At 45.3% G+C, this 17,424-nt stretch carries 17 protein-coding genes and 1 tRNA gene; 8 read left to right on the plus strand and 10 right to left on the minus strand.

Annotated elements, in window-relative coordinates:
* Positions 1–14: 14 nt before the first annotated feature.
* Positions 15–911 carry a DMT family transporter gene (locus ACZ5O6_RS10460; protein WP_447091246.1) on the minus strand — a complete coding sequence of 299 codons (897 nt, stop codon included), beginning with the start codon at positions 909–911 and terminating at the stop codon, positions 15–17.
* 469 nt (positions 912–1,380) lie between these two features.
* Between ACZ5O6_RS10460 and ACZ5O6_RS10465 the strand changes: the two genes are divergently transcribed.
* Positions 1,381–2,562 carry a hypothetical protein gene (locus ACZ5O6_RS10465; RefSeq protein ID WP_447091245.1) on the plus strand — a complete coding sequence of 394 codons (1,182 nt, stop codon included), beginning with the start codon at positions 1,381–1,383 and terminating at the stop codon, positions 2,560–2,562.
* Here the strand turns inward: ACZ5O6_RS10465 and ACZ5O6_RS10470 are convergent.
* From ACZ5O6_RS10470 to tsaD, 4 genes are all read right to left on the minus strand, one after another.
* On the minus strand, positions 2,537–3,559 hold the full coding sequence (locus ACZ5O6_RS10470; protein ID WP_447091244.1) for an NAD(P)/FAD-dependent oxidoreductase: 1,023 nt from the start codon (positions 3,557–3,559) through the stop codon (positions 2,537–2,539). The two genes, ACZ5O6_RS10465 and ACZ5O6_RS10470, sit on opposite strands and share 26 nt — an antisense overlap.
* A gap of 73 nt (positions 3,560–3,632) precedes the next feature.
* The gene (gene folK, locus ACZ5O6_RS10475) at positions 3,633–4,235 is read right to left on the minus strand and encodes a 2-amino-4-hydroxy-6-hydroxymethyldihydropteridine diphosphokinase (protein WP_447091243.1); all 603 of its coding nucleotides are present in this window, start codon (positions 4,233–4,235) and stop codon (positions 3,633–3,635) included.
* Between the two features lie 42 nt (positions 4,236–4,277).
* Positions 4,278–4,646, minus strand: coding sequence for a dihydroneopterin aldolase (gene folB / locus ACZ5O6_RS10480; RefSeq protein ID WP_447091242.1), 369 nt, complete (start codon positions 4,644–4,646; stop codon positions 4,278–4,280).
* Positions 4,647–4,716: 70 nt separating this feature from the next.
* Positions 4,717–5,748, minus strand: coding sequence for a tRNA (adenosine(37)-N6)-threonylcarbamoyltransferase complex transferase subunit TsaD (tsaD, locus tag ACZ5O6_RS10485; RefSeq protein ID WP_447091377.1), 1,032 nt, complete (start codon positions 5,746–5,748; stop codon positions 4,717–4,719).
* A gap of 266 nt (positions 5,749–6,014) precedes the next feature.
* On the opposite strand from tsaD, the gene rpsU reads away from it, so the two are divergent.
* Complete coding sequence (rpsU, locus tag ACZ5O6_RS10490) at positions 6,015–6,230, plus strand: 30S ribosomal protein S21 (protein WP_009669848.1); 216 nt, start codon at positions 6,015–6,017, stop codon at positions 6,228–6,230.
* An 82-nt stretch (positions 6,231–6,312) separates the two neighbouring features.
* Positions 6,313–6,765: a GatB/YqeY domain-containing protein gene (locus tag ACZ5O6_RS10495; protein ID WP_447091241.1), complete on the plus strand. Its 453-nt coding sequence runs from the start codon at positions 6,313–6,315 to the stop codon at positions 6,763–6,765.
* Here the strand turns inward: ACZ5O6_RS10495 and ACZ5O6_RS10500 are convergent.
* Genes ACZ5O6_RS10500 through ACZ5O6_RS10510 form a run of 3 tightly spaced genes read right to left on the minus strand, consistent with a single transcriptional unit; the run spans position 6,762 to position 9,367 of the window.
* Positions 6,762–7,811 carry a flavin monoamine oxidase family protein gene (locus ACZ5O6_RS10500; RefSeq protein ID WP_447091240.1) on the minus strand — a complete coding sequence of 350 codons (1,050 nt, stop codon included), beginning with the start codon at positions 7,809–7,811 and terminating at the stop codon, positions 6,762–6,764. The two genes, ACZ5O6_RS10495 and ACZ5O6_RS10500, sit on opposite strands and share 4 nt — an antisense overlap.
* Positions 7,808–8,545, minus strand: a complete 738-nt coding sequence (locus ACZ5O6_RS10505; protein ID WP_447091239.1) for a cupin domain-containing protein — start codon at positions 8,543–8,545, stop codon at positions 7,808–7,810. The genes ACZ5O6_RS10500 and ACZ5O6_RS10505 overlap by 4 nt, the downstream gene beginning before the upstream one ends.
* A 54-nt stretch (positions 8,546–8,599) precedes the next feature.
* Positions 8,600–9,367: an SDR family NAD(P)-dependent oxidoreductase gene (locus ACZ5O6_RS10510; RefSeq protein ID WP_447091238.1), complete on the minus strand. Its 768-nt coding sequence runs from the start codon at positions 9,365–9,367 to the stop codon at positions 8,600–8,602.
* A 242-nt stretch (positions 9,368–9,609) separates the two neighbouring features.
* On the opposite strand from ACZ5O6_RS10510, the gene ACZ5O6_RS10515 reads away from it, so the two are divergent.
* The 4 genes from ACZ5O6_RS10515 (at position 9,610) to ACZ5O6_RS10530 (ending at position 14,662) form a co-directional block, all read left to right on the plus strand.
* Positions 9,610–10,158: a TetR/AcrR family transcriptional regulator gene (locus tag ACZ5O6_RS10515; protein WP_447091237.1), complete on the plus strand. Its 549-nt coding sequence runs from the start codon at positions 9,610–9,612 to the stop codon at positions 10,156–10,158.
* A gap of 75 nt (positions 10,159–10,233) precedes the next feature.
* On the plus strand, positions 10,234–12,306 hold the full coding sequence (gene dnaG, locus ACZ5O6_RS10520; protein ID WP_447091236.1) for a DNA primase: 2,073 nt from the start codon (positions 10,234–10,236) through the stop codon (positions 12,304–12,306).
* Between the two features lie 222 nt (positions 12,307–12,528).
* A complete protein-coding gene (rpoD, locus tag ACZ5O6_RS10525) occupies positions 12,529–14,331 on the plus strand; it encodes an RNA polymerase sigma factor RpoD (RefSeq protein WP_447091235.1) in 1,803 nt (600 codons plus the stop codon).
* A 254-nt stretch (positions 14,332–14,585) separates the two neighbouring features.
* A tRNA-Ile gene (locus ACZ5O6_RS10530) sits at positions 14,586–14,662 on the plus strand.
* Positions 14,663–14,942: 280 nt separating this feature from the next.
* On the opposite strand, the gene ACZ5O6_RS10535 is transcribed toward ACZ5O6_RS10530, so the two are convergent.
* Positions 14,943–15,416, minus strand: coding sequence for a universal stress protein (locus ACZ5O6_RS10535; protein WP_447091234.1), 474 nt, complete (start codon positions 15,414–15,416; stop codon positions 14,943–14,945).
* A gap of 78 nt (positions 15,417–15,494) precedes the next feature.
* A complete protein-coding gene (locus tag ACZ5O6_RS10540; RefSeq protein WP_447091233.1) occupies positions 15,495–15,971 on the minus strand; it encodes a universal stress protein in 477 nt (158 codons plus the stop codon).
* A gap of 169 nt (positions 15,972–16,140) precedes the next feature.
* Here ACZ5O6_RS10540 and ACZ5O6_RS10545 point away from each other — a divergent pair, with 169 nt between their 5' ends.
* A complete protein-coding gene (locus ACZ5O6_RS10545) occupies positions 16,141–17,385 on the plus strand; it encodes an APC family permease (RefSeq protein WP_464283511.1) in 1,245 nt (414 codons plus the stop codon).
* Positions 17,386–17,424: the final 39 nt, after the last annotated feature.

The raw sequence follows: 17,424 nt of genomic DNA on the forward strand, positions 1-17,424 counted from the left end.
TATCATTCCTCTCTCTATGACTGTTCTCTCGCAGGGGATTTGCGAGAAAAAACTGTACCACGTACATGATATAAGGTTAGCCCAAACAGCACCAATCCGGTACCACTGATAATATGCCACGTTAATGGCTCATTTTCGAAAAAATGACCCAACAATAAGGCAAATACAGGGCTAATCATACCAACCGTTGATACAACATAAGCCGACAAGCGATGCAGTAAAAAATAATACAGCGCAAAACCCAGCAGTGAACCCGCAATAGCCAAATAAAGAATCGCCAACCCTGCCTGGGCACTGATAGGCCAAGGCATTGCTCCATCCAACCACCACCAAGCGATAGCCAGCATAGGTACAGAAAAGCAAAGGCCGCCGGTAGTTTTTTGTAATACCGGTATATCACTCTCTATTTTTTGCAAAAAAGTTCCGCTAATTGAGAAAGAAAATACCGACAAAAGCATCGCTATAATGCCATACGCACCCTCTACACCCACCCAGCGCAATTGATCCGCAAAGATAACCAACAAGCCGACAATAGCAATCAATAAGGCAATAACCCGCTGCACGGTAAATACTTGTTTGCCTAAAATGAAGTAAGAAAACACCCCCATCACGAACGGTGTCGTACTAAAAATTACCGATATTAGACCCGAAGTAATCCATTGGGATGCCCAATACACCAACAGAAAATTAGGCGCGATACCAATCGCTGCCACCGTATAAAAACGAATATCATTACGATACCCAAATAGCGACTCGCCTTTTATACGAACAAGACATAGCGCAATCACCGCCGACAATAAAATACGCCAAAAAATGGCTCCCGCAAACGAGACCTCGTCGGCACTCCACTTAATAGCCAACGGTGTGGTTGACCAAATAACAATAAGCAAGCCATAGGCAATACTATTCACAACATCAACTCCTCAAGGATCTGAAACAAACCTCTAAAAATACACATCACATCTATAAAAGCCTTACCCCCTTACAAAAAAACCGCAGGGTTTAGGCTGCGGTTTTTAATTAAAAACGAATTAATCAATAATCAACGCAGAAAAAACCTTGGGGCACACATGCGTAGCCGCCAAATATTGACAGCCAGGACCGCACTGGCAATAAACGTTATCGCCTTGGTTGTTTTCATTGTAGTTACTTGCATTATGGTTACTTGCGTTTTCATCAGTTTTTTCTTACCAATATATTTACACATCTTCGTTCATCTACAAATTCTCTGTAGACTATGACCTTTGCAGGCTATGAATAGCCAAACAAAATTTTAAAGAACAACCAGTCTCGCGGATTTTTAACCGCAACGCAAGTAGCAATTCACTCAATGAACGATTACTCTACTCTTTACCTGAATAATTCTAAGTATCGTTAACCATGAATACATACCTCGTCGGCGGTGCCGTACGCGATCAATTGCTTCGCTTCCCTTATCACGAAAAAGACTGGGTGGTCGTCGGTAGCACACCGGATGACTTACTAGCGCAAGGCTATACGCCTGTGGGTAAAGACTTCCCCGTCTTTTTACACCCAAAAACACACGAAGAATATGCATTGGCTCGCACCGAGCGAAAAACTGCGCCAGGCTATAAAGGCTTTACTTTCCATACCGACAAACACATTAGTCTCGAAGAAGATTTACAGCGTCGCGACCTGACCATTAATGCAATCGCCATGAATGAAGCGGGAGAAATCATCGACCCTTATGGCGGACAGCGAGACCTCGACAATAAATACCTACGACACGTGTCAAGCGCATTTAATGAAGACCCTGTGCGTATATTACGTGTCGCACGTTTTATGGCACGCTATTATCACTTAGGCTTTCGCGTGGCAGATGAAACACTGGAACTGATGCAACAGATGGTCATTCAAGGAGAAACTAGAGCATTAGTTGCTGAACGCGTATGGCAAGAAATGGAGAAAGCCTTACATGAGCGCCACCCCGAACAATTTTTTATTACCTTGCAGAAATGCGGCGCACTCAAGGATATTTTACCTTCGGCAAGCTCAATACAAAACGTAATAGACACTGCCGACATGTCGTCAATCACCGGCACATTAGCACCACTACTTCACGCTATTGATCACCACAAATTGCAACATATCACCAACGAAAAATGGACGATTCATCAAGCAATGGTACATTTTTCAGCCTTTTGCTTTATCTTTAACACAGAGGATATTGCGAAAATCTGCCAACAATTATCGGCACCTAATCATTTCACAATAATGGCGACACGCCTAAAGCAATACTTCAATCTCTGCACGGATAGCACGCAATGGAGTACATCTTCATTAAGCAAACTCTTCAAGCAATGTGATGCGATAAGAAAGCCAGAATCGTTCAAGCATTTACTAAATGCCTGTAGAGCAATTGACGATGGAGATGAAAGAAAAAGTGCAGACAATAGCACGCGATTATTAGAGGCATTACACGCTTATCAAGCAGTAGATCATCAGGCGTTAATGCAGCAAGGCTTTGAAAAAGCAGCGCTAGGAAAAGCTATTCAACAACAGAGAGAGCAACAACTTAGCGACTGGTTGAAGCGCTGCTAATATCCTGACTCATTATTTTAGCGGCCAATGCGCCACCAGACACCGCGCTTACCACACTAGGAAAGCCTGTATTACATATATCACCGGCGGCATAAATACCCGCAATATTCGTGCGACCACACTGATCAACTTGTAAAAAATATTGCTCATCACAACTCAAGTTCTCACCTAAACCTTCAGCGATACACGCGATCAGAGATTCACTATTCGGCCGATAACCTGCCAACAAATGAATGGTATCGACGGCAGTTATCTCAACAAAAGAACATCGATCAGATTTTTCAGAACGTACACTAAGCTGCACATTTAATTGGCCATTAAGCCGTGATGTCGATGCGAGCGTCGCATGCTCAATAATCGTTGCCTTCTCATGACCGGCAACCTTATCCATAAACTTTCGCTGTGCTCGCGGGGTTGAACGTGCAACCACAATAACTCTGCACCCTTGCTCTAGTAACATGCTAGCGTTTTCAAACGCATTATCGCCAGCACCTACAACAACAACCGTCTTACTTTTTTGTTGCTCTATATCAACAAAGGCATAAGGCCCTTCAATAATATACGGCGCAGCAATATCGAGTATCGTGTCTGGAAAAATATGTTTGTCAACGTAACGCGTTCCGGTTGCTATTAATACACCCGCGCATTCAAGTGTGCTTAATGCATTGTCGTCAGCAGTTTTCGACGAACGCAATGTCAGGCAAAAATTACCCGATGTATCTCGAGTCATAGAATGCAACTGTGTTTGCACACGCAGATCGATAGCTTTTTCTGAGATATGCTGATCATAACGTGCTGCCATTTCTGGCCCCGTAACATCGGTTTGACCTAGCACCCAGTCATTCGATAAAAAATTAACATTCAACATGCCGCCCGTCGCAACCCCCTGCTCTAAAATAATTGGGGTTAGGCCTAGATTATTTAGCCACAGCGCTGCCGATAAACCAGCGGGGCCTGCACCAATAATAGCAATGACGGGGGATGATTGAATATTCACGAGATCTCTTTACACAAGCACTTTTAGGAACATTACATGAGTTCGATAACTGCATTCATGACCATTAATTTATCTACAATGATACGCAAGGTGGCGACACCGATATCACACGATCACGCCATATAAAATCCACAGGATAAAGATCACTTGGCGATAGCAATTTAGATTTTCTCTCAAGCATTTCATGCCATAAAGCCAGCCATTCTTTCTGCGCTTGCGGGCATAAACCTGTAGGCCAAATATCCGATAAGGGTCGCAATACATAATCACAAACAGCAATATCAGGATGAGGTAATACCACATCATCTTGATGAATCACCGCATCACCATACAGCAAAAAGTCTATATCAATACTCACCACTTGCGGGTTGGTACGATCTCGACCACATTGTTGTTCAATATCGCGAGTGAGGTTTTTGATGGATGGCACAGACCAATCACTATCAACGAGAACGACGGCATTGTAATAGCTCGCCATGTCATTCATGGCTGTCGGCGATTTATTTTTTTGGCTTAATTTTGGAGCGCTTTTATAAATGGGCGATACACACAATTCGCCCAAGTGCTCACTTAAGGCATCAAGCGCATAACGAAAATGCGCTTCTTGCTGAGTATTACTACCCAGACCTAACACAACTTTTTTCGATAGCACACTGACGGATAACGATGATGACATTTAATGCTTACTCTATTTATTGATTGGGTCAGTACTGTCTCGTTAATCCTTTACCAATAATTGGGAACCACGCTCAATAGAAATGCCAACGCAATTAACATTCGTCATTACATCCAACTTTTTAACCGCCACTTTTACCCAAGCGACTGTATATTGTTGCTGGATCATATCGGCAATATTTTCGGCCAAGGTTTCAATAAGGCGGTACTGGCCTTTATCTGCCAGCGCGGCAATTGAAGAACACACGGCAGAATAATCAATCGTATATTGTAAATCATCATTTTCTGCCGCCTGCCGAATATCGGTTGCCATATCAACATCAATACACAAACGTTGCTTAACCGCACGTTCCCATGGATACAAACCCACGATAGTTTCCAAGGTTAAATCCCGGATAATTACTGTATCCATTACTATTTACCTGCTACTTACTGTCATCAATGGTTAACGGTTTATTTATTATTTGAGCCAATGCACACACCTAATCAATTGCCGGCAGTTCATCCAAAGGCCAACGAGGCGTGACTTTAATCGCTAAACCTTCCTGCTGTTGAGCCAATAAACGCTGGCAACCTGCATAGGCGATCATTGCACCATTGTCGGTACAAAATTCGTGACGCGCATAAAACACATGAGAATCCATTTTTTTCAATGCAGATTCTAAACGCTCACGTAAGCGCGTGTTTGCAGACACACCCCCGGCAATCACTAATGTGGATAACGCCTCTTGCTCTAGCGCACGGCGACATTTAATCACCAACGTATCAACAACCGCTTCTTGAAAAGCACAAGCGATATCGGCGCAGGTTTGATCATCGGGCAAACCATTAGCTTGCGCGTATTTCGTCACGGTATTGAGTGTAAAGGTCTTTAACCCACTAAAACTAAAATCTAAACCTGGGCGATCAGTCATTGGACGTGGAAAAGAAAAACGACTGGCGTCGCCAGATTCTGCCAATTTAGCAATCATTGGGCCGCCGGGGTAGTCCAAGTCCAACATTTTAGCCGCCTTGTCAAAGGCCTCACCGGCCGCATCATCTAGCGACTCACCCAGTAAACGATATCGACCGATACCATCTACCCGCACTAGCTGCGTATGACCACCCGACACCAACAAGGCGACAAACGGAAATGACGGCGGCGTATCCTCTAGCATCGGCGCAAGCACATGCCCTTCCATATGATGCACACCAAGTGCCGGCACATCTAAGGCCAGCGCTAATGCTCGTCCAGTACATGCGCCCACCATTAGCGCACCAACAAGCCCTGGACCTTTGGTATAAGCAATGCCATCAATATCTTGCTTGCTCATTTGGCATTCTTTTAATAATTCGTCGACTAATGGCAATAGCTTGCGCACATGATCACGAGAGGCCAACTCTGGCACTACGCCACCATATTCACTATGTAAGGCAATCTGGCTATACAAACGATGCCCCAACAAACCCTGTTCGCTATCGTATAGCGCAACACCAGTTTCATCACAGGATGTTTCTATACCTAAAATACGCACGCGCTCACTCTCTCTAAAAACTATTGATATTTCATCTTCGCTGGTACTGGAAAACGCCTTATTTGATGGCGACAACACAAAAGAACCCGTCTTCGTTGGCTGCGCATCATACCAGACAGAACAAAATACCACACAAACACTTGTGATCGTCATCGCGACTGTGTAAAATCTGCGCCCCTTGTAGTTGCCTGTTGCGATCTATTCGACCAGCCGGCCAAGAGATTACACCGAATTCATATATTATTATTGATTAAATAGGGTTAACTATGCCTGCAGTAAAATTGAAAGAAAACGAGCCATTCGATATCGCTCTTCGTCGCTTTAAGCGTTCTTGTGAAAAAGCAGGCGTTCTTGCTGAAGTTCGTCGTCGTGAACATTACGAAAAACCAACCACCGTACGTAAGCGTCAAGCTGCAGCGGCGGTTAAGCGTCATGCGAAAAAGGTACAGCGCGAGTCGAAAAAGTTTCAGCGTTTGTACTAAACCGTACATTTTTTGTACGCGCAATTTCTTGGGTTAGCAATCTGGCTAGCCCAATCTGCTCCTCAAAGATAGCGTAATAACCATGGCTAAATGCGAGTTACAATTACGTATTCATGACGAAATGAAAGCGGCTATGCGAGCTAAAGACAAGCCTCGCCTAAATGTTATTCGTCTTATTCAGTCGGAATTTAAACGTATTGAAGTCGACGAGCGCATTGAGCTAGATGAAGCTCGCGTACTCGCGGTACTCGATAAAATGGTTAAGCAACGACGAGACTCGGCCAAGCAATACGAAGATGCTGATCGCCAAGAACTCGCTGACCAAGAACACTTTGAAATTACTGTTGTCAGTGAATTTCTCCCTCAAGCACTGACCGATGAAGAAGTCACCCAACTTATTAATGACGCTATTGCAGCAACTAATGCTAGCGGCATGCAAGATATGGGAAAAGTGATGGGCATACTCAAGCCACAACTACAAGGTCGCGCTGACATGGGTGCAGCCAGCAAGTTAATTAAGGCGCAACTGAGCTAAAACTCTCTCTCACAATAGCTATCGACAGAAGCTAAAGCACCCTCCAGATAACCAGCCTCTGCTTCTGCATATTCTGACCCGACAAAATTGATTTTCTTCGACGCCAATTCTTGCTGGTAAGCTCTCAGGTGTATTGATGGGTGCCTAGGCGATTCAGTAACATCTTCAGCCGTACACACCCATCTATCTTGCGACCAGTCTTGAACATAACAGCGCGATGGTTTTGCCGCTTTTTCTCCAAACACATCCACCAATTGCTTAACACAAAGATGCTCTAATGTCTGACCACCCAAGGCTTCGCGCTGCGCAACACTTAAGCCTAAAAAGCCAAAGAGCGCACACACCGACTCATCATCAGCACAAGCATCGTGCAATTCAATCATTGGCCCAACCCGGCTAAACACATCACCCGCCAAACCCTCTTTGCGCCAAAATGCACTGGGGTATACCGCAACAAACTTTGCCTGCGCCGCCATCCATGTCGGCGTGCTTGATAAACTCTTCACGCAATCAGCGGATAAAAAATCTGACAAGGGCAAGCGAGATAACAACAGTCGGGGTGGCGCAGCAAACACAACCTGCTTAGCGCTAAACTGCTGATCTCCGCTACCCAAAAGCCAAGCTTCTTTATTTTTCTGCAACCGCGTAACAGGGCACGACAAGTAAACCGATTGCGGCGATAACGAGCGCTGCAACGCACAGATCAAGGCCATCATTCCACCCACTACTCGGTAGGATAACAACGCGCTAGCACCAACCGAGCGCTGCGGTAATTCGGCTGTGCTAATTTGATACAGCACATCACCCACAGCATATTGTTCAAACCACAACAACGATAGTTCACACAATAGCGCTTGCATACGCTGCTGATGCGGCCAAAACCATGTCGGCCCAAGGTCTAGCGAATTCACACTATGGATACGGCCACCCAATTCAGGCTTTGCCTCTAACAACACATAAGGGACATTTTTTTGCTGTAAGCGATAGGCAAGATAAACACCCGCCAAACCACCACCAACAATAGCAACATCAACTGGCTTTATCACAACTGCCCGCCTGACAAATGCCCCATTTTTATCCACACCTCTGCGCCCTCCTGAATGACCAAAGGCTCATCGGGCAAGGTAGCAAAACGCAACCATGATCCTACCTCATACCGATCACCACCTAACAGCACGCCACCCGATAATACGAGCAACTCAATGCCTTTTTCTGCGACTTCAACGACTTTCTGTTCGCGACACCAGTCAGAAAATCGCATAGTGTTCTCGGCTGTCAATAACGATACTCGTTCATAACCATCAAACAAAATAGACGCCTGCCCCACCTCGCGATCTTCTGGCCGAATAACTTTATGCTCGCTATCGTCCAGCGCAAATTGCTGCAATTTCACAAAGATCAAACAACCCTCTCGGCTAAATGGCTGATGGGAAGACTCGGGCGGGTTTCTGACATAAGTACCCGCCGGATAATCGCCATGCTCATCAGAAAAAACGCCCGACAACACAAAAAACTCCTCGCCTAAAGGGTGAAGATGAGGAGCAAAGTGACTATTGGGCTGATAGGCAACAAGGCTCGTCGCCCGCGTTGTTTTCTCCCCGCCATTGCGTTCCAACAACAAACGCAGCACGCCTTTTGCGGGCGAACTTAACCACTGAGATCGCTTCGCACAGATTGCTGCAAACACTGACAAATCAGCATTCAATTGCTGAGCCACTAAAGCCTGCTCATCAATCACAACCGCTTGGCTTTCGTGATATAAATCATTCCAAAACGTCACGTTATTATCCTCCATATACTGAGCGGCAAGCGCCTAAATAACAAAACCGGCGAATTAATTACGACCGGCCATCACACCGCCATCAACATCAACGACGGTACCTGTAATCCAGCCCGCTTTATCTGACAACAAAAACTCTGCAGCATTAGCCACATCATCAACCGAGCCAATACGCCCAATCGGATGAAAGGCATTAAAGCCTTGTAGCGTTTCTTCAATCTTCTCTTTTTCAATAAAAGATTGATAAATGTCCGTTAGTACAACTGCGGGCGCAACGGCATTTGCTCGAATACCGTCGCCTGCAAGCTCCATCGCGAGGTGCTGCGTTAGCGCATGTAAACCTGCTTTTTGCATTGAGTACGCGGATGATGGCGTAGCTTTGACCGCTTGATGCGCCCACATTGAACCAATATTCACAATAGCACCCTCGCCATGATGCTTCATATTTTTTGCCACCGCCTGCGTGATAAAAAAGAAAGATTTATTCATATCCATCTGCTGATCATAATCAATCTGTGTGTGTTCCAAAAAACTCACCGGCTTAAAATATCCTGCCGCATTGACCAGATAACGAATATGACGCTCATCTTTTTCTATACCGGCAATCAATGATTCAACTTGCTGAGAATCATAAAGATCAACCGACACCGTATCGATCACCGCCCCCGGATAGCCGGCCATTAACGCTTGCTGCACAGCCTGCAAAGAAGATTCATTTCTTGCCAATAAGATGACCGCATTCCCCTGCGCCAACAAACGCTCGGCAATCGCCTTACCCATACCACTTGACCCACCCACTATTAACGCCACTGATGATTTCATTACATTTCTCACTCTATTTTTATCAATCGCCTAACCAACCAAGCCATAAAATCAAACAATAAAGCCTGCTAGCACCATTATTTAAATCTACCTATCTTCCGATAGGTAGATTTAAATAATAACCACCCACTCATTAGCTGTCAACATCTACCTCTCGATAGGTAGATGTTGCATGCTACAATACCGTTATCATTGAACTCAAAACGCACAACCAATAATCTGTCTATTACTAAGGGGGACTAATGTCTTCAGACACCATTGAACGCATTATTCAGTCAGCGGAAAACCAAGCGCGCACTGGGGGCTACCACGGGTTTAGCTTTCGCGAAATCGCCAAAGATATCGGTATTAAAAGCGCTAGCATCCACTACCACTTCCCCACAAAAACAGACTTAGCCACTGAACTCGCAAAGCGCTATACCGAAAAATTTAACGGCCACTTACAAGCCATTAGCGATACCGACAAAGGGCTAGAAGAACAGCTCAGTAGTTATACCGCATTGTTCTACCACGCCATTAAAAATGATCAAAAAATGTGCTTATGTGGATTATTTGCCGCCGAGTCGGAGGTGCTACCCAAGGAAGTGCAAACAGCAACAAGGCAATTTTTTGAAGCACAAATTCAATGGCTAACCGACCTAATGCTACATCACAGGATTGATCTAGCCGAAGATAAAGCGATCGGCTTATTAGCCAATTTAGAAGGCGCCATGCTATTAGCCAAAACCTTTGATTCTGAGGACATGTTCACCCGTGCCATCAATATTCAGCGTTATCTTGCAAACACTTAGCGCAACAGATGCCCGTGTCATAAAGGTGTCGTTTTTTCTGTTAAGTCTTCTCTGTAGGCGGTAAACTTCAACGCTATGGCCGGCTCTATCCCTCAACCTTTTATTGATGACCTACTCGAACGCGTCGACATTGTCGATGTGATAGATAGCCGTGTAAAACTCAAAAAAACCGGCAAAAACTATTCTGCCTGCTGCCCCTTTCACGACGAAAAAACGCCCTCTTTTAGCGTCAGCCCCGACAAACAGTTTTATTATTGCTTTGGTTGCGGCGCAAGCGGTAATGCTATTGGCTTTGTGATGGATTATGAACGCCTAAGCTTTCCCGAGACAGTAGAAAGCCTTGCCAAGGTGGCCGGTGTTGAAGTGCCTAGAGAACAAACCAAAGACCCTCAAAAGCGCGCAGCCAACGAAGCTAAAGAAAAAGCACGTAAACTACTCTTTAGCCTGATGGAACAGGCCAATGATTATTACCAAGAACAACTGCGAGAACACCCCAAAAAAAGCACGCCTGTTAATTACCTAAAAAATCGCGGTTTAAGCGGCCAAATAGCCAAAGAGTTCGGTATTGGTTACGCTCCAGCGGGTTGGGATAATTTAATTAAAACCCTCGCTACCTCTAATGAAAGACAAGACTTACTGCTTGATGGCGGCATGCTCATTCGCAACGAGGAAAAAAACCGTCTCTATGACCGCTTCCGTGAACGTATCATGTTCCCTATTCGCGATAGTCGTGGACGCGTGATTGGATTCGGCGGCCGGGTTCTTAATGACGAAAAACCCAAATACCTCAACTCCCCCGAAACCCCCATTTTTTTCAAAGGCAAAGAACTTTACGGCCTTTATGAAGCGCGCCAGGCTTACCGACAACTGCCCCGTGTACTCGTCGTAGAAGGCTATATGGATGTGGTAGCACTCGCCCAATATGGCATTCGTTATGGTGTAGCCACACTCGGCACTGCCTGCAGCGAAGAGCATTTGCGCATTGCCTTTAAATATACCAATGAAGTGGTATTTTGTTTTGATGGTGATGAAGCAGGCCGCAAAGCGGCTAGACGCGCGATGGAAAACTCACTCGCGGCCATGGAAGATGGTCGCCAAATTAAATTTTTATATCTGCCCGAAGGCGAAGATCCCGACACCCTTGTGCGCCAAGTAGGTGAAGACAAATTCACTCGACTTATCGAAGGCGCATCGCCACTTGAACAATTCTTATTTGAAGAGCTAGGACAAACGGTCGACACTCAAACCATGGAAGGCCGTGCACGCTTATGTAAAATGGCCGCTCCCATGCTAGACCAACTCCCTCGTGGAGTATACCGAGAACTCATGTTCAACCAGCTCGCCAACCGCACACAATTGAGTGTTGATGCACTAATGCGGTTACTAGAAGAATTACCTCAAGAGCCACCTCAATCACCAACACAAACCGATACAAAACAAGCGGTACAGCAAAGCGTCAGCACAGGCTCTCAAACCCCTGCTAGCCAACACTCACATACATCACATTCACCCGACTCAATTAATAACGAACACTCGCACAGTAATCAATACTCAACTCACGATTATTCATATAGTGATGACAACCACTATTTTGAAACACCCAGCTACAACAACGAAAGCTCAAGTCAGGCACACACTCTAAGCAGCGACCGCCTGAAGAATCCTCAAGCTCAAACGGGATCTTCTCACCAGCTCGCGCATCAAGCGCTAAGTCTATTGCTCTTTCAGCCTAACGCCGCCAGCAGTCTGAATGAATTACATCTAGACGACCTGAGACACAGCAATGAAAAATCCGTCACCATGTTAGTTAATCTTATTGATTTACTACAGCAACGACCTGAGTTTACTCGCAGCCAGATTATCGGCCATTGGCAAGGCACTTATGGTGCAGATGACAGTAACCAGCTACAAAAACTCGCTGACAAAGCGGCTATTTTTTACCACGCAAACGACCTCACACACACCGACGAAAAACAGAGCTTTAATCCGCAGCAAGAGCTCGTTGATGCAATCCAATTACTCACGCAACAACAGCAGCAACGAGACTGCGATAACATCATCGAGCAACTTAACAATAAGCCTAGTCACGAATGGTCAGCCGCCGAAAAACAGCTATATTTGAAAGCCATCGCAGCTCGCGCTAATTAACCCCACATAAACTGTTGATTTTTGTAAAAAACGCCCCACTTTATATCCTTACTAGAACGTTAAGCCCTAGCATAAAAAGTAAGAAATCGTCTATAATTACGGGTTTAGCCTAAAACTTCTAATCAGTATCTCGAATAGTGTATAACAGCGACCCGATTGGTCAATTCAGTTCCAGTCAACTGCGAATATAACTTAGAAATACCCTGCGCAACCGGAGCGTGCATGTCAGACAACAAGCAAGAATCTCGCATCAAACTACTGATCGCCCGAGGTAAAGAGCAAGGTTACCTAACCTATGCCGACGTTAACGACCATTTACCTGAAGATATTTCTGATCCTGATCAGGTCGAAGACATTATTCAAATGATTAACGACATGGGGATTCGCGTGTATGAAACCGCGCCCGATGCCGAAGAAATATTGATGACCGATGGCGACTCGTCTGCCGATGAGATTGCCTCTGCTGAAGCGGCGGCTGCACTTGCCGCCGTAGAAACCGAAGCTGGACGCACAACCGATCCCGTACGTATGTATATGCGCGAAATGGGTACCGTTGAGTTACTGACCCGCGAGGGCGAAATTGCCATTGCTAAACGCATCGAAGAAGGTACCCGTGACCTGATGCACGCCTTAGCCTGCTGGCCAGAAGTTGTTCAAGGGCTAATCAATGAATTTGATCTTCTCGCCAAAGAAGAGCGACGTATTCCTGATCTGATCGCTGGCTGGCTAGACCCCGCCGACGACGTTCCTGCCGCTGGCCCCTCTGCCGCCAAAAACACCGACAGTGATGACGATGACGAAGAAACAGATACCGGACTAGATCCAGAAGAAGTTAACGAGCGTTTTGGCGCACTTAAAAAGCAACTTGCCAAAACAGACAAAGTGATCAAAAAACATGGCAGAACAAGCAAAGAAGCAGATAAGGAACTATCTGAGCTAGGCGACATCGTTAAATTTTTCAAACTCCCCCCTCGCCAATTTGATCCTATGTACTACAAGGCACGCGATGTACTCGACGATGTCCGCAGAGAAGAACGCAACATCCTATCGTTGTGCGTGCGCACCGCGAGAATGCCACGCAAAACGTTCATCAAAGAATTTCCCGGCAATGAAATCAACCTAGATTGGATCCCGGAAGTCATTGAGAAAAAGCGTGACTACTCGGCCAACCTTATCGTGGTTAAAGAAGAAATTCTGCGCTCGCAACGCAAACTTAACCATATACAAGAGAGCGTCGGCCTTGAGCTTGCAATGATTAAAGAGATCAATCGACGCATGTCTATTGGTGAAGCACGCGCACGTCGCGCCAAGAAAGAAATGGTAGAAGCTAATTTACGCTTGGTTATTTCGATTGCGAAAAAATACACCAATCGCGGCTTACAATTCCTTGACCTGATCCAAGAAGGCAATATCGGTCTCATGAAAGCCGTCGACAAGTTTGAATACCGCCGCGGTTACAAGTTTTCAACCTATGCAACTTGGTGGATTCGTCAGGCCATCACACGCTCCATTGCCGATCAGGCGCGCACCATTCGTATTCCGGTACACATGATCGAAACGATCAACAAGCTCAATCGTATTTCTCGTCAAATGTTACAGGAAATGGGGCGCGAGCCTACGCCTGAAGAGTTAGGCGAACGCATGGAAATGCCTGAAGAGAAAGTGCGCAAAGTCTTAAAAATCGCCAAAGAGCCCATCTCGATGGAAACCCCCATTGGTGATGACGAAGACTCGCACCTAGGCGACTTTATCGAAGACAACACTATTACTTCTCCTGTGGAATCTGCAACCGATGTTGGCTTAACCGAGTCTACACGCGACGTACTATCTGGCCTTACCGCACGAGAGGCTAAAGTACTTCGCATGCGCTTTGGTATCGACATGAACACCGACCATACCCTCGAAGAAGTGGGCAAGCAGTTTGATGTAACCCGTGAGCGTATTCGCCAGATCGAAGCCAAAGCACTACGCAAACTACGCCACCCTAGTCGTTCAGATCATTTAAGAAGTTTTTTAGACGAGTAAGTTGGACGAATAAGAAAAAATCGGTATGATACGCGCCTCTCGAAAGAGAGGTGTTTTTGTTTCGCCTCACTGCTTATTAAATACAGTGCAAGTGCAAAACATTAAGTAAAATAACTCTGTAATCACAAAAGACTGAACGCAGAGGTTTTGTTTTCTAGCAAAGAGCCGCGCAACGCATTGAGGGAATGTACATCAAGTACATGACCGAAAGAAGTGAGCACGCGATGCCGCTAGAGAACAAAAGATCCAGTTCAGGGCCCGTAGCTCAGTTGGTTAGAGCATCCGACTCATAATCGGCAGGTCGACAGTTCGAGTCTGTCCGGGCCCACCATTCTTTACAAACACTTCTTAGAGCATCCGACTCAACTCTCTATACATTCAGGCAGGTCGACAGTTCGAGTCTGTCCGGGCCCACCATTCTTTACAAACACTTCTTAGAGCATCCGACTCAACTCTCTATACATTCAGGCAGGTCGACAGCTCGAGTCTGTCCGGGCCCACCATTCTTTACAAACACCTCTTAGAGCATCCGACTCAACTCTCTATACATTCAGGCAGGTCGACCGTTCGAGCCTGTCCAGGCATCCCCCACTCTCCCACACAACAGCGTATTAGCCGCTGACTGGTACGAGCAATACGGGTCTTTTACTGGTACGCATAACTCTATCTGCAACCGACCCCAAAAGAAACTGACCAATTGCACTATGAGCATTTGAACCCATAATGATCATGCCTGCATTTATTATATCTGCGTATTTTACTATCGACTCGGCAGCGTGACCTTTGATTATTTCAACATTAGGCCGAGTGATTGCCTCTTCCTTTATTGCTCTTTGGTCAAAAAAATCATTCGCTAAATTCTCTAACTCGGATTTAGCTCGGCTTAATGTATTTTCTTCGATTTCATCCCATAGCTCTATCGAACCACCATAGAAGACACTCGCATCTACAGGCCGCACTACATTTAGCAGCGTCACTTTTGCTTGATATTTTTCGGACAAACTTAAGCCCATGGATAACAATTCTGAACTCGTATCATCATTAAAATTCACCGCACACAATATAGTATTGATAGTCGTTAACATGTATCACCTCACGACGTAAATTGACTTTAAATGAAATCATAACGCGCTACTTAACCTCAATATAAATACTTAGGATTACTAAGCAGCGAGTATTGGCACCAGTAACACCGGTCTCGAACTACTACGAATAACCTTATCCGCCACCGAACCTAAAAGAAGCCCACCAATGACATTATGTCCATTTGACCCCATGATAATAACGTCTGCATTTATGTCGTCTGCACAACCTAGTATTGACTTGGCAACATGACCTTGAATAACTTTCACGTCAGGAAGATGGGTATTTTCACCCTGCGCCAGCTCTTTATCGCAAAATTGGCTAACCTGTTCATCAATTGCTGCCAGCGCACGATCTAACGCATTTTTCTCGATCTCGTCCCAAGCTTCCATTGAACCCCACGCATAGATACTCGCATCGATAGGCTCGATTACATGCAGCACGGTTACTTGCGCCTGATATTTTTCAGCCAAACTCATTGTCATGAATAATGTTGTTAGATCTGTATCTGCGTTCAAGTCTACCGCGCACAGGATGGTATTAATTGATGTCAACACAATATCACCTCACTAGTAAAATTAGCCTCGAGAGAAACGTTATCGCCCTCTCCCACCAACACCTATAAAACATCAAAAGTTTCGCGCACTATTTGATTTCGATCAAAGAAGCCTTGGATATATTCAACTACCTTACTATTCATCAAACGATCAAATTATGGGGAGTATTTTGGAAAAGAGAGCATCTTTTACGAAAAAGATTAGCTTAACTTTATTAACATTTTATGGGCTAGGCACCATTGTTGGCGGTGGCATCTATGCCCTGCTAGGTAAGGTCGCCAGTGAAGCGGGGATGTCTATGCCCCTGTCGTTTGCTTTGGCAGGGATAATCGCGGCGCTGAGTGCCTGCTCATTTTCGGAATTATCCGCACGTTACCCTGTCAGCGCAGGTGAGTCTTTTTATGTATCAAAAGGTTTTAATAACAATTTGCTAGCCGCTATCGTTGGCATTTTAGTTATTTTTACAGGCGTTGTGTCTTCTGCGACGTTGGCCGTCGCCACCGCTCGTTTTTTATATGATGTACTACCACTCTCTTCTGCGCTTATTATTATTTTTTTAGTGATCGGCATGACACTAATAGCTATCTGGGGCATCAGTCAGTCTGCAAAGCTAATTATGCTCATTACCGTCATAGAAGTCGGCGCACTACTATACATATGTGTTGTGAATGTAGATGCACTACAAGAACTGAGTATGCGCTGGAAGGAAATTATTCCGTCGGGATCCGACAATGATTTTTACTGGGTCGGCTTGCTCGCAGGCTCTTTTTTGGCATTTTATGCCTTCATTGGCTTTGAAGACATGGTCAATATTGCAGAGGAAGTGCGCGATGTAAAAACCAATATGCCTAAAGCTATTTTTTGGAGTATTGGGCTGTCAACGTTACTGTACATTGTCATTGCTACGATAGCTGTACTCAGTGTGCCCATTGATACACTTGAAAAAAGTAATACCCCTCTCACACTATTGGTGAGCCACCAACCTGTATATGCGCATACAACACTATGGGCCATCAGCGTTCTGGCAGGGATAAACGGCGCGCTCGTGCAAATTATTATGGCGTCTCGGGTAGTTTATGGTATGGCAGCCAACCGTTTACTGCCCTCTCTTGGAAAGCTATCCACCCTTTCAGCTAGAACAAAAACACCCATTTTTTCAACTGCTGTAGTGGCTGTCGCAGTACTCTTATTGGCCCTATTTTTTCCTATGGAAACGTTAGCCAAACTAACAAGCACCATCGTCTTTATTGTTTTCTTTTTCGTCAATAGTGCTTTATGGAAGCTCAAAAAACCTTCATGCACAACACTCTCCTCCTCTTTTGACGGGGTAACATTTCCTAGGTGGATACCTCTAGTCGGCACGCTATCATCGCTTACAATGCTGACATTCCAAGTGTATCGGTGGGTTACGTAAAAACAGTAAATGCAACCGTATAACCAATCCCGCGTACTG

The sequence above is a fragment of the Eionea flava genome (assembly GCF_055393785.1).